This window comes from Streptacidiphilus sp. EB129, from assembly GCF_041262645.1.
In the GTDB taxonomy this organism is placed as follows: Bacteria; Actinomycetota; Actinomycetes; order Streptomycetales; family Streptomycetaceae; genus Streptacidiphilus.
The window spans coordinates 1-13449 of the sequence record NZ_JBGCCS010000075.1 but is presented as its reverse complement, the minus strand read 5'-3'; the positions used below and the strand labels follow the sequence as shown (position 1 = coordinate 13449).

Below are 13449 nucleotides of genomic sequence, written 5' to 3'. Positions count from 1 at the left end.
GGTGCCTAGGATCTTCGGGTGCCCGATGACACTTCCGATCCTCAGCTGACCGCGCGGCAGTGGGACGCGCTCGGAGAACTCCGCCGCCTCCAGGAACACGGACTGCCCGCAGAGCGGGGAACAGCCGGCCTGCACCTGGCCACCCTCAAGCCCGTGGCCGCCATGGGCCTGGTCACCCTGGACGAATCCGGCGAACCCGACCGCCGCGGGCGTCAATGGTCGGCCACCCTCACTGAGGCCGGCCGCCAAGCCCTGGACCAGGCCGGCCCGGAGCCCACCAACCCCTGACCGACCCACGACCGGCCCAAGGCCGACCCAGGGCCGACCCTGGACTGACCCAGGGCCGATCCACGTTCCAGCGTGAGCTCAGTGGGCCGACTCCAGAGGCGGCGCCCGGACGGCCCTGCGCCCTCCAGGACCCTCAGCGCGATGACCCACACGGGACTCCCCACCCGGTATCGGCGCGCGAGGATTCCGCGGCGGCCACCAGAGCGGCCCGTTGTTCCGCGCGCCGGTCCCTGTACGCCCGGGACTGACGCCTGACCGCAGTACGCCCGGGGCCGGCCGGTGTCGGCGGGGACACCGCCGCCCCGCACACCACACACACCGGCGCACCGGTCACCACGTCGTCCCCCGCACGATCGGATCGCCCGGGCGGCGTAGGTTTCCTCGCGCGCCGAAACAGCAGCGGCCTCGCGCGTCGAAACGTCCCGCCGGCGCAGCCCAGCCGCGTGCCGATACCCTCCAGGCCCTCCAGGGCGCGGTGACCAGCACTGGTCACCGGTCCCGTGACGGGGCGGCAGGTAACCGGGTCCAGCAGCCCGGTAGCGCGCCCGGCCATCGCCGCCACCGCGGCCTCCGGCCCCGGAGCGCCGACGGGCACACGCTGGTGACTGTTCCGGTGACTTCACCGGTGACGTGCGGATACTTCACCAGTCGTCGTCACCCAGGACGTCGACTACCTTGCTCACCTCGCGTGCGCGGGCACCGGCGGACATCGCCGCGGCGCGCCGCGGTAGGGCCGGCGGTGCCGCTGGAGGCCGTGTGGTGCATCAGCACGAACGCCGCCGCGACCGGGCGGTGCAGTTCGGTGATCTTCAGACCGTCAGGCCGCAGGCGAGGGCTGGCGCACTTCCACCGGTGCCCCGCTGGGACGGTAGGCAGCTCCGTCCTGTCGGGTCGTCACCAGGAGCACCCCACCGCTGTCGAGGGTTGCCGGTCAGCAAACCAGGGCCACACGCTGACACTCATGACCTGCGACGAGGCTCACTGCTCGGCGCCGTTTGGACAATGCCACCACGGTGCCCGACCCGCCGTGATCGCCGTCCGGCGCGAGGTGCCCGAAAAAATTTTCGCGGTCGAGGCAACCTTTTCCGGGGGCGGTGACAACTGTGTGGTGTCCGGACACGCGGTCTGGTCAACGGCAACGGCTGAAAGAGAGCACCGACATGTCCCCTCGCCCATCCACGTCGCCGGAGGCGGCGCCCGGCGCCCGCGCCCGCCGTGGTCGCGCGTCGCTCCGCTCGGCCGGTCCGGGGCGGCAGACGCATCGCGGCCGTCGGCTGCACCAGCGCCGGAGCTTCTGGGCGGCCGTCAGCCTGGCCGTCGTGGGCGGCTCCGTGGTCGCGATCAACACGGCCTCAGCGGCAACCGTGGACACGAACGCCTGGTACGTGCTGGTCAACCACAACACCGGCGAGGCGCTGGACGACTTCGGCTACGCCACGAACGACGGTGCTCCGGTGGTGCAGTGGAACCGCACCGGCGGGACCAACCAGCAGTGGAAGTTCATCGACGCGGGTGACGGGAACTACCGCCTGCAGAACCGGAACTCCGGCAAGGTACTGGACGACTACAACTGGTCGAAGACCGAAGGCTCCCAGCTGGTGCAGTGGCGCGACCTGAACGGCGCCAACCAGCAGTTCCACCTGGAGAAGTCGCCGGACGGCTACGTGCGTCTGATCAACAACTTCAGCGGCAAGGCCGTCGAGGTCCCGCTCGGCTCCAAGGCCAACGGCGGCCGCATCGCCCAATACCACGACTGGAACGGTGCCAACCAGCAGTGGCAGCTCGTCCCGGCCGACAGCGTCAATGGCACCGGGAACCCGGGGAACTCCGGCAGCAGCGCCACGCCCACCACGCCCGCCCCGCCGAGCGGCACCCGCCCGACGTCGGCGCCGTCGGCATCGCCGGCCCCCGCGGGCGGCGGCAGCTCGGCGAAGAGTTTCATGGGCAGCAACACGGTGCTCATCGGCGGCTCGATGTCCGACGCCTCGGCGGGCGCCGCGCCGTTCGACGTGCAGTACGCCTATGTGCACAGCCAGCCCGCGCCCTCGTCGGCCTACTACACGGCGGCCCGCTGCCAGGACGCGTGGACGGGCTGGTGGGGCTGCTGGACTGGCAGCACCACAGCGCCCGGCACGTACGTGACCTACCGGGACGCCAAGGCGGCCCAGGAGACCTACCAGGGCAAGCCGCGCCCGCAGAAGTTCCTCTGGACCTGGTACTCGCTGCGCGACCTCGGCGACGCGGCGGGCCAGGGCGACGGTCCGGGCGAGGTCCAGGCCATCAACAGGGCCGACCTGCTCACCCGTTACCTGAACGACTACCGCTTCTTCCTCCAGAAGATCGGCACCTCGCACGACATGATCGACCTCGAGCCCGACTTCTGGGGCTACGTCCGGTCGCTCGGTGACCCGCACCAGGTCGCCGCGCAGGTCAAGGCCGCGGACCCGACAGACTGCGGATCGCAGGAGAACAGCGCCGCCGGCCTGGCTCAGTGCCTGATCTCGATGGGGCACAAGTACGCGCCGAACACCGCCGTGGGGCTGCACCTCACCTGCTGGGACTGGCAGACCAACACACAGGGATGCGTCAAGGACTACGCGAGCCTCGGGGCACGCAACGCCGACTTCCTCGTCTCCGACGTGTCCGACCGTGACGCGGGCTGGTACGCACAGCCCGCCCACGGCGGCCGCGACAACTTCTGGACCGACCAGAAAGCCGCCGCCGCACTGCGGTTCTGGAAGACGATGGCCGAGTCCGTGGGCAAGCCGGTGGTCCTGTGGCAGATCCCCGTGGGCAACATGGCACAGAACGACACCCTCAACCACTACCAGGACGACAAAGTGAACTGGTTCTTCGCTCACATGGACCAGGTCGCGAACGCGCACATCGCCGGTCTGCTGTTCGGCCCGGGGCAGCAGGAGCAGACCACGGCCGAGACCGACGGCGGAAACCTGATCAGCAAGACGTTCGCCTATCACAACTCAGGTGGCGTGGCACTCAAGTAGGCGGCAGGTGCGGACCCGGCCCCACCCGCTTCGACGGGGTCGGGTCCGTTCTCTTCGTCAGGCTGAGGACTGCGCGGCCGGTGCCCCCCACCGCTGCCGTCGGTGGGGGCACCGGCCGGGTCGGACGTGACGACGTGGACCACTGTGCACGCCCCCTCTCCCACCCGACAACGGGCTTTTCCCAGAACACGGCAACCTTGCCGGCCCCGGCGTCAACTGACGGGTGACCGGGGCCGAGACCAAAGCCCACTGAGCCAGAAGGACAAGTCCTTGCCAGATCAGAACCGCTCTCATCGCCGCCGTCCGGCAACCCGCCGCGCGCTCGCCGCCGCCGTGGTTCTCGCCGCCGCAGGTGCTGCCGTACCGCTGGTCGCCCAGGCCTCACACACATCGAACGCCGGCACGCTGGGTGCGGCGGCGGCCGGCAGCGGCCGCTACTTCGGCACGGCAGTGGCCTCGGGCAGGCTCGACGACCCGACCTACTCCACCATTCTCGACCGGGAATTCAACATGATCACCCCGGAGAACGAGATGAAGTGGGACACCACCGAACCCTCCCGCGGGTCGTTCAACTTCGCCCCCGCCGACGCAATCGTCAGCCACGCCGCCGCGCACGGTCAGCGCATGCGCGGCCACACCCTGGTCTGGCACTCCCAGCTGCCCACCTGGGTCAGCTCCATCACCGACGCCAACACCCTGCGCAGTGTGATGGACAACCACATCACCACCGAGATGACCCACTACAAGGGCGAGATCTACGCCTGGGACGTGGTCAACGAGGCCTTCGCCGACGACGGCAGCGGCCAGCACCGCAGCTCGGTGTTCCAGAACGTGCTGGGCAACGGCTTCATCGAGGAGGCCTTCCGCACCGCCCGCAACGCCGACCCCTCGGCCAAACTCTGCTACAACGACTACAACATCGAGAACTGGACCGACGCCAAGACCCAGGGCGTCTACAACATGGTCAAGGACTTCAAGTCCCGCGGCGTACCCATCGACTGCGTCGGCTTCCAGAGCCACTTCGGCGCCGGCGGCCCACCGGCCAGCTTCCAGACCACTCTGTCCAACTTCGCCGCGCTCGGCGTGGACGTCCAGATCACCGAGCTCGACATCGCCCAGGCGTCCGCCACCGCGTATGCCAACACCGTCCAGGCCTGCCTCAACGTCGCCCGCTGCACGGGCATCACGGTGTGGGGCATCCGCGACAGCGACTCCTGGCGCACCGGCGAGAACCCGCTGCTGTTCGACAGCAACGGCAACAAGAAGCCCGCCTACAACGCGGTACTCACCACCCTGGCCGGCGCCAGCAGCGGCACGCCGGGCGGCGGCATCAGCTCCGGCGCCGTCTACACGCTCTCCGACGTGGCCGCCGGACGCGTTCTCGACGAATACGCGGGAGAGAACGGCAACGGCACCCCGCTCCAGGTGTGGGACGCCAGCGGCGCCACCAACCAGCAGTGGCGGGCCACCAAGAACAGCGACGGCTCCTACACGCTGACCAACATCGCCAGCGGCCGGGTCCTGGACGAGCCGGGCAACCAGACGGGCAACGGCACCAGGATGCAGGTCTGGGACTCCAACGGCGGCGCCAACCAGCACTGGAAGGCCGCCCAGAACAGCGACGGCTCCTACACCCTCACCAACGTCGCCAGCGGCCGAGCCCTGGAGACCCCCGGCAACCAGACTGCCAACGGCACCACCGTCCAGGTCTGGGACTCCTGGGGCGCTGCCAACCAGCACTGGACCTTCAGCCCGTCCGGGTCGTCCACCCCGCCAACGCCCGCGCCGACAGGCGGCACGTGCGCCCTCCCCTCGACGTACCACTGGACCTCGACGGGTTCGTTGGCCCAACCGGCGCACGGATGGGCCTCGGTGAAGGACTTCACCGATGTCGTCTACAACGGCAAGCACCTCATCTACGCGTCGAACGTGTCGGGGTCGTCGTATGGCTCGATGATGTTCAGCCCCTTCACGAACTGGTCGGACATGGCATCCGCGCGCCAGACCGGGATGAGCCAGGCCGCGGTGGCGCCCACCCTGTTCTACTTCGCGCCCAAGAAGCTATGGGCGCTGGCCTACCAGTGGGGCGCGTGGCCCTTCATCTACCGCACGTCGAGCAACCCCACCAACCCGGACGGCTGGTCCGCGCCGCAGCCGCTGTTCACCGGCAGCCTCCCCGGCTCCGGCACCGGCCCGATCGACCAGACCCTGATCGGCGACGGCCAGAACATGTACCTGTTCTTCGCCGGCGACAACGGCAACATCTACCGTGCGAGCATGCCGATCGGGAACTTCCCCGGCAACTTCGGCTCGTCGTACACGACCGTCATGAGCGACTCCACGAAGAACCTGTTCGAGGCACCCCAGGTCTACAAGGTGCAGGGCCAGAACCAGTACCTCATGATCGTCGAGGCCCGGGGGGCGAACGAGCAGCGCTACTTCCGCTCGTTCACCGCCACCAGCCTCAGCGGCTCATGGACCCCGCAAGCCGCCACCGAGAGCAACCCCTTCGCGGGCAAGGCCAACAGCGGCGCCACCTGGACCAACGACATCAGCCACGGCGACCTGGTCCGCAACAACCCCGACCAGACCATGACCATCGACCCCTGCAACCTGCAGCTCCTCTACCAGGGCAAGTCCCCCTCCGCGAGCGGCCCCTACGACCAGCTGCCTTGGGAGCCCGGCGTGCTGACCCTGCAGCACTGACCATCCGAGAAAGCGTCGAGGACCCCGGCCGTACTGCGGCCGGGGTTCCTTCTTTCGGCGGAACACCGCCACCGAACATGCCCCGGGCGACGCGGACGACAGGTGACCGACACACACTGGACCAGCCCGCGACTTGGCGAAGACCTGGCTATCTGTGGGGCTGTGACGCTGACGACGCTGCCGACTGGGAAGACCAACCGTCAGCCGGCGACGACCCTTCCAATGCCGGCGCATCGAGAAGCCGGACGCGGTCTGCAGATGCGTAAACACACCGCCGCTACCTCCTCGCCACCCCGACCGATACACCCGATATGCCCCTTCTGGGAATCCCAGCCTACGCCACTCCCTCGAACAGACATTCGATGACCAGGGTAGAAGTGAACCATCCAGGCGGCCGCAGGGCCAGCAGGAGACCTGCAGCTCAAGGACACGGAACGTCAACTCGGACGCGGGTACCGCAGTTGGTCTCACAACCCGGTTCCCTCACCCGCAGCGCCGCAGGCGGCATCGCGGCGGAACCGGCCCCCGTTCCCCTGCGGACGACACCGCCGGGAACCCCGGTGTGTCGGATCCGCCCGGCGGTCACTTCGGTGGCAGCGTCCGCATCCCCGGCGACCACCAGTAGGTGCGCACGCCGTGGGTTCCTGTAGGCCCGCATTCGGAATGCCCCCTTCCCGCGCATCGACCTGGGCTTCTCCTAGGTGTCTCATTCCGAGGCCGCCGCATTCCGTCTCACGGTCGTGTACCCGTAGCCCTCCAGTAGCCCGCTCTCGCGTCCTATCCCTGGGTGCAGCCGAGCGGAATCTCCGCAGGGGCGCGCGGATTGGCGGTGGACGCGTGGTGCCGGGGTCGAGCCGCGGCCGGTGCTCATCCGTTGCCGCCGTGATGGGCCAGGTCGCCGCCCAGTTCGCGGGAGGCTTCCGCCTGCGCCAGCAGTTCCTGAGCCTTGGCCTTGACGCCCTCGATGGCGTCGGCGCCGGCGACGAACCGCAGCGGCGGGATGGCCTGGTCGGCGATGGTCAGCAGGGCCTGGGCGAGCTTGACGGGGTCGCCGGGCTGCTGGCCGTTCATGCTCTTCCAGGCCGCGATGGTGGCGGTGGTGCGCTCGGCGTAGTCCTCGATGGTCGGCTCGGGCCAGGTGGTGGAGGCGTCCACAAGCAGTTCGGTGCGGAAGAAGCCGGGTTCCACGACCGTGGTGTGGATGCCGTAGGGCTCCAAGTCGTAGCGCAGGGACTCCATCCACCCCTCGACGGCGAACTTGGAGGCGGCGTAAGCGACGCAGAACTCCTGGCCGATCAGTCCGGCCGACGAGGAGAGGGTGATGATGTGGCCGGCGCGCTGCTCGCGCAGGATCGGCAGGATCGCGCGGGTGACGTTCATGGGGCCGAAGAGGTTGGTCTCGAACTGCTGGCGCATCTGTGCGGGCGTGATCTCCTCGAAGTAGCCGGCGAAGAAGTTCCCGGCGTTGTTGACCAGGACGTCGATGCGGCCAAAGCGCGACACTGCGGCCTGAGCGGCTGCCCGCGCATCGTCCGGGCTGGTGATGTCCAGCTTGGTGACCAGCAAGCTTTCCTGCGGCCCGCCCAGGGTCTGCTCGACCTCCTCGGGGCGGCGACCGGTGGCGACGACCCGGTGGCCCGCCTTGAGGGCCTGGCGGGCGATGTCGATGCCCAGGCCGCGTCCGGCACCGGTGACGAAAATGACCTTGCTCATGGTGGGTTCCCTCTCAGATGCGGCGCCGTATTCAGCACCAGGTTTGGTGTGGTGACGCGCGGTCTCGCCGAAGGCGGTCAGGTCTCCCCGGCCGTCGGCACGCTCATCGATCGCTGCCGCGCTGGGAGTCAGGCTTGATCGGTAGGCATGATCCACAGTTCGCCGACCGAGGCATGACGGGGGCGGGTGACCATGTAGGTGACACCGTCGGCGATGTCCTCCGGGGCGAGCGCCTCGGTCTGCTCGTAGAAGGCGCCGATCACTTCGCGAACCTCGGGCTTGTGGTCGTTGTGCGAACCCAGCTCGGTGGCCACCCCACCCGGTTCCAGGACGCCGACGCGTACGTGTCGCCGAGTCACTTCCTGGCGCAGGGACTCGGTGAAGCCGTTGACGCCGAACTTGGTGAGGTTGTAGACGCCGTAGCCGTTCCACGCGACGCGGCCGGCGATCGAGCTGATGTTGACGATGTCGGCGACCCGGCGCGGGCCTTCCCCGGCTGCCCGCAGCAGGTGCGGCAGGGCGGCATGGGTAGTCGACAGCAAGCCCCGGACGTTGACGTCGATCATGCGGTCCCAGTCCTCGGCCTCCGCGCCGACGACCGGGCCCAGCAGCATCAGACCGGCGTTGTTGACCAGGGTGTCCAGGCGTCCGAAGCGCTCGACCGCCTGCTGGACGGACCCTTCGGCCTGGGCAGGGTCGGTGATGTCCGCCTCCACGGCCAGCGCGGTGCCGCCAGCCTTCTCGATCTCGGCGGCCAGGTCGGCCAGGCGATCCTTGCGGCGGGCCACGAGAGCGACGGCGGCACCGTGCTCGGCCAGCCGGCGGGCGGTGGCAGCGCCGATGCCGCTGCTCGCCCCGGTGACCAGGGCGACGGTGCCGGTCAGATTCGATGCCATGGGAGTGTCCTCATTCTGGGCGTACGGGAGCTCGCGTCGGGGTGTCACACCAGGTGGGGAGGAATGCGACTGCGAGCGTCATGATCAGTGCAGTGGCCCCTGCATCCAGGCAACCACGCCGTGACCACGCCCGGGCCTCCATAGCAGGCACGGCTCTGCCGGGGGTCTGCCAGTGCCCCTTTAGGACACCCGGCGCGCGGGGGTCGACCGTACGGTGGACCCATGGACCGCAGCACCGAGATCCGCGAGTTCCTGCGCACCCGCCGGGCCCGAATCACCCCCGAACAGGCCCGCCTCGCCCCCGATCCACGGGTCCGCCGGGTGCCGGGACTGCGCCGCGAGGAAGTCGCCCAGCTGGCCGGAGTCAGCGTCGACTACTACATCCGCCTGGAACGGGGCCGCACCCAGGGCGTCTCCGAGGCCGTCCTGGAGGCCGTCGCCCGCGCGCTGCAGCTGGACGACACTGAGCGCGCCCACCTCTTCGACCTCGCCCAACCCACCGCAACCCGGGCCCGCCCCAAGCGGCCACTGAGCCCGCAGCGGATCAGCCCGGTCATGTACCGGGCCCTGGACTCCCTCAGTACCCCCGCGCTCATCCAGGGGCGACGCATGGACGTCCTGGCCGCCAACCGGCTCGGCTGCGCCCTCTTCGCCGACTTCCAGGCCCGGCCCCACCGCGAGCGCAACTTCGCCCGCTTCGTCTTCCTCGACGAGGCCGCCCAAAGCCTCTACGCCGACTGGGAGAAAGCCGCCGGCGACTGCGTGGCCACCCTGCACCTGTACGCCGGACGACACCCCGACGACCCGCAGCTCACCGAGCTGATCGGCGAGCTGTCCCTGCACAGCGACACCTTCCGCCGCATCTGGGCCGACCACGACGTCCTCGCCCACGCCACCGGCACCAAACGCCTGCACCACCCGCTCGTCGGCGACCTGACCCTCGACTACGTGGTCCTGGCCGTCGAAGGAGACCCCGACCAGACCCTGGTCATCCTGACCCCCGAACCCGCCTCCCCCTCCGCCGAAGCCCTCGGCATCCTCGCCAGCTGGACCAGCACAACCACAGCCGGTCCGCACGCCACCGACGAGACGCACCGAGCCGTCTGAACCCAAAGACCCCCAATCTGCGCAGGCCGACAGCCATGCTGCGGATCGTCGGCGAGAACACCGCTGCACAGATCGGGGCCGGGATCAGCACCACTAGGAGTGAACGGTCAACCAGGGGTGTCCTGTCGCATCGAGTTGGGCTGTGGATCTTGTGCCGAACTGCAGGGGTGCCAGGTTGATTGAGAACGCCCCGCTGGGAAGTCTCAACGAAGATGGCCTTTGCGGAATTCGAGGCGGTTTTGCGGCGGTCCCCAGGACGGCCGGCAGCAGGCCGAGGCGGGTGAGGAAGCCGCGCTGCCCCATCGGGTCTTCCCCGGCGACGGCGCACTCGTCGCCGTCACGGGGTGGAGAGCGCGGCGTCGAGTGAGGCGGCGAAGGCGGCGGCGTCGGTCCCGTCGCCGAAGTGGTGGATCACGTGCTCGCGGACGTGTTCCTGCTGGGCGCGGGTGAAGGCCGCGCAGGCGTCGTGGATGACGTGGGTGGTGTAGCCGCGGTCATGGGCCTCGCGCAGGGTGGATTCGACACACACATGGGTGGCGAAGCCCGCCAGGTACAGGTCGGTGACGCCGAGTCGGCGCAGGATCAGGTCGAAGTCGGAGGAGCCGGCGAAGGCGCTGGCGCCGGCGCGGCCGCGCACGACCGGTTCGCCGGGGGCGGGCTGGAAGGCCTCGGCGAACTCGACGCCGGTGCTGCCCTGGATCCAGGTGCCAGCCTTGGGGATCGCCGCGCGCAGGCCGAGCAGGGCCGGGGTCCAGCCCTCCAGCTCCGGTGCGCCGGGGGTGAGGACAAGCGGCACGTGCACGACGGGAACGCCGTGCGTGCGGGCGGCGGCCAGCGCGGCGGCGGCGCCGCGGACGGCGGTGTCGAGCAGGCCGCGGTCCTCGACGAGGTGGTTGAGGCGGCCGTGCTCGGGATCGAGCCACTCGCGCTGGAACTCGATCAGGACGAGGGCGGCTTTCGGGCGTGCGGACATGACCGTCATGGTCAGGCTCCTTGTCCGGAGTATTTCCAACTGACGAGTTGGACACTAGCGCGAGCAGACCACACTTCCAACCCGCCAGTTGGAAATATGGTCGCAGGCGGGTCAGAGCGCGAGCCTGCGCACCATGTCCACGACGACGGCACGCCGGACGACCGGATCCTCACCGGCCGTCCCGCCGATGATCATGCGGGCGAGCTGCGGCGCGGCGAACTGCCAGCCGGCGAGCGCGACAACGGCATACAGCAACTCCTTGGGCGCAAGCTGCGCCTTGGCGGACTCGGGGCCTGCGACCCCCCGGCGGGCACGGGAGAGCGCGGCGACCTTCTCGGCGTAGTGGGCGGCCCGCTGCTCCTCGCCCGCGACCGGAGCAGTGGCATCGCTGTACAGGGCCTCCCACTGAAGCAGGCGCAGCAGGTGCGGATGGGCGAGGTGGTAGTCGAACACCCGGCCCGCATACTCGGGAAGGTCCACCGTCCGCCCGTGCGCCTCCTCCAGCGGCACGGCGGCGGCGAGCTGTTCCAGCTCGCGCTGGAGCACTGCGGCGAACAGCTGCCGCTTGCCCCCGAAGTAGGGGTAGATCCGCTCCTTGTTGACCCCGGCCGCGGCCGCGATGCGGTCGATCCGCGCGCCCTCGGGCCCATGCGCGGCGAACTCGTCCATGGCCGCGTCGAGCAGCAGCCTCTTGGTCCTCGCGGTGTCCCATGCCATGCGCCCAGCATACGAAGCAACCAACCCGCCGGTTGGCAATCGGGCCGTCCGGCTGCCCGAGGGCACCGCCCGTGACGCTCTCGGCTCTGACGACACGAAACCGATGGACCGGCACCGCATCACCGTCGGGTCGTTCGGACTTCACCAATCCCGAGCCGGACAGGAGGCCCCGCCTTCATGCCGGCCCCGACCGAAGACCACCCGACCAAGTCGCCGCACTACCGCTGGCCGGAGCCCCCAAGCGATGCGCCTCGGCTCGTAGTGGCTGCTCACGCCCTGCGTACGCGCCCTCTCGACGCGCTGAGGTCTTCACCCCGACCCAGGCGCGCTCCCACGCCTCCGGTTCGTCGGCGTCGGCGGAGAAGCGGTAGCCCTTGCCCCGGTTCAACAGGACCGGAGGCCGGCCCCGCTCCGCGCGGATGTCCCGCAACGCTCCCAGCCCGCTGCGGACCTGGTGGCGCGACAGCTCGCAGACGCTCATCAGCTGCGGGAACGTCAGACCGGCCGGTGCGGCCTCCATCAGCGATCCGCAGGGTCTGCGCATGGCGCTCCGCCGTGGGCGAGCGCCGGTCCACGGCTACTCGCCCTGCAGGAGGCGGGCCAGCTCGGCATCCACGTCGACCATTCCAGTGTCCACCGCGTGCTCGATCCATCCCAGCGTCGCGCGCACCCGGGCCAGGTTCTCGTGGATCAGGGCGCGTTCGTCCCCGGACAGGGTGCGTCCGCGCAGGCCAGGGACCACCCGCCCGGCGGTTGCGATCCTCGCAGCTACTGGGGCCGACCGAAGTCCTCGGTCCACCACGGGCCGTTGCCACTGAGGTTCACCCCGACGCCGGTCTCCTGGTAGGAGCAGTCGAGGATGTTGTCCCGGTGGGCGGGGCTGTTCATCCAGCCGGTCATGGCCGTGGAGGGGTCCGTCGGGCTCTTGTAGATGTTCTCGCCCCAGCTCTGCCAGCTGTAGCCGGCGTTGGTCATCCGGGTGCCGGGGTCGATGCCCTCAGGGGTGTCGTGCTCGTAGTAGTCGCGGGCGGCCATGTCGTCGGAGTGCTCCTGGGCAGCGGTCTGCAGTTTCGCATTGACCCTGAGCGGGCCGCAGCCTGCCTTGGCGCGCTCCGCGTTGACCATGTCGACGATCTGCTGGGCGAACTGCGCGGCGGTGCCGGTGGCCGGGGTGCCCGAGACCTGGCCGCCGCCCGCCCGGGGAACGACACTCGGGTGCGTGCTGCTCCCGGTCGTGGGTGTGGACTTCGCCCTGCCGGCGGCGGTGGCTGAGCCGACCGGGGCCTTCGGGTGCGGTGACGGCGTTGCGGCAGGCGAGCCGACGGAGGTCGGGGATGTGGTGCCCGGCGTGTCGCCCGGCCCGGTCGGGGCAACGGTACCGGCAGACTGCGCCGAGGTCGCGACGTCCGCAGCGCCTGCGACGGTCGGCGACGGCACGGAACCCGACCCCGACGACGCCATGACCCCGAACGCCCCGCCGCAGACGGTGACCAGCCCGACCGTGCCGACGACCGCCGCCCGTCCGCCTCGGTGCGCGGCGGACCGCCGCCGACCGCGCCCCCTGCCGTGCCGCGCCGCGCCCCCGCCCGAGGAAACCGCGTCGAACTCCGCAGTCTCGAACTCACCGTTCATGGACCCACCTTCGTGACAGCCCGGCGCGATCGTTCGCCCCGGTGCCCTGGAGACCTGGCGGCAGAGCCCCGATAACGAAAACCGAAGCCGACCCTGCGCTCCAACCCGACCCCGCGACCTGACGCCTGGGACGCGGTATCGGCGTCACACGCGGCGAGGGCGCTCGTCGTACGAGGGGCAACCATGTTTTGAGCCACCCCTCGACGGCCTCGGGGCGCTATTCCTTCGGGGCTGCCGCGCTGGAGTGACTCCGTCAGGACCGATGCCCGCCGAAGCCCCACCTGGCTTGGACGGACGGCACGGACGGCTGCGCAACGCCGCGGTCATGTCCCTTGGAGTGGTGTAACGGTCGCATGCCAACGGTTATGCGGTGGGCGGTAGTTCGTCGGGGGTGTGCGGGTCGGGGTAGATC

9 protein-coding genes, 1 pseudogene and 1 riboswitch are annotated in these 13449 nt (G+C 69.9%); of the genes and pseudogenes, 4 read left to right on the top strand and 6 right to left on the bottom strand.

Annotated elements, in window-relative coordinates; genetic code table 11:
• The first annotated feature begins 18 nt into the window (after positions 1 to 18).
• The 3 genes from ABH925_RS36845 (at position 19) to ABH925_RS36835 (ending at position 5999) form a co-directional block, all read left to right on the top strand.
• Entirely contained in the window at positions 19 to 288 is a 270-nt protein-coding gene (locus ABH925_RS36845) for a hypothetical protein (protein ID WP_370155829.1), read from the top strand.
• Between the two features lie 852 nt (positions 289 to 1140).
• Positions 1141 to 1255, bottom strand: a riboswitch (SAM riboswitch).
• A 193-nt stretch (positions 1256 to 1448) separates the two neighbouring features.
• The gene (locus ABH925_RS36840; protein ID WP_370155827.1) at positions 1449 to 3293 is read left to right on the top strand and encodes an RICIN domain-containing protein; all 1845 of its coding nucleotides are present in this window, start codon (positions 1449 to 1451) and stop codon (positions 3291 to 3293) included.
• A gap of 270 nt (positions 3294 to 3563) precedes the next feature.
• Complete coding sequence (locus tag ABH925_RS36835) at positions 3564 to 5999, top strand: non-reducing end alpha-L-arabinofuranosidase family hydrolase (protein ID WP_370155825.1); 2436 nt, start codon at positions 3564 to 3566, stop codon at positions 5997 to 5999.
• Between the two features lie 867 nt (positions 6000 to 6866).
• Here ABH925_RS36835 and ABH925_RS36830 read toward each other — a convergent pair.
• Together ABH925_RS36830 and ABH925_RS36825 are read right to left on the bottom strand one after the other, a co-directional pair.
• Complete coding sequence (locus tag ABH925_RS36830) at positions 6867 to 7712, bottom strand: SDR family oxidoreductase (protein WP_370155823.1); 846 nt, start codon at positions 7710 to 7712, stop codon at positions 6867 to 6869.
• A gap of 128 nt (positions 7713 to 7840) precedes the next feature.
• Positions 7841 to 8608 carry an SDR family NAD(P)-dependent oxidoreductase gene (locus tag ABH925_RS36825; protein WP_370155821.1) on the bottom strand — a complete coding sequence of 256 codons (768 nt, stop codon included), beginning with the start codon at positions 8606 to 8608 and terminating at the stop codon, positions 7841 to 7843.
• Positions 8609 to 8830: 222 nt separating this feature from the next.
• Between ABH925_RS36825 and ABH925_RS36820 the strand changes: the two genes are divergently transcribed.
• Positions 8831 to 9715, top strand: a complete 885-nt coding sequence (locus ABH925_RS36820; protein WP_370155818.1) for a helix-turn-helix transcriptional regulator — start codon at positions 8831 to 8833, stop codon at positions 9713 to 9715.
• A 337-nt stretch (positions 9716 to 10052) separates the two neighbouring features.
• Here ABH925_RS36820 and ABH925_RS36815 read toward each other — a convergent pair whose 3' ends face one another.
• The 4 genes and pseudogenes from ABH925_RS36815 to ABH925_RS36800 all read right to left on the bottom strand — a co-directional run bounded on the left by ABH925_RS36815 (position 10053) and on the right by ABH925_RS36800 (position 13037).
• Complete coding sequence (locus ABH925_RS36815) at positions 10053 to 10697, bottom strand: cysteine hydrolase family protein (protein WP_370155816.1); 645 nt, start codon at positions 10695 to 10697, stop codon at positions 10053 to 10055.
• Between the two features lie 102 nt (positions 10698 to 10799).
• Positions 10800 to 11405, bottom strand: coding sequence for a TetR family transcriptional regulator (locus tag ABH925_RS36810; protein ID WP_370155815.1), 606 nt, complete (start codon positions 11403 to 11405; stop codon positions 10800 to 10802).
• Positions 11406 to 11982: 577 nt separating this feature from the next.
• Positions 11983 to 12165 (bottom strand): annotated as a pseudogene (locus tag ABH925_RS36805) (DUF6192 family protein); the annotation flags it as partial.
• An 8-nt stretch (positions 12166 to 12173) separates the two neighbouring features.
• Positions 12174 to 13037, bottom strand: a complete 864-nt coding sequence (locus tag ABH925_RS36800) for a CAP domain-containing protein (protein ID WP_370155813.1) — start codon at positions 13035 to 13037, stop codon at positions 12174 to 12176.
• Positions 13038 to 13449: the final 412 nt, after the last annotated feature.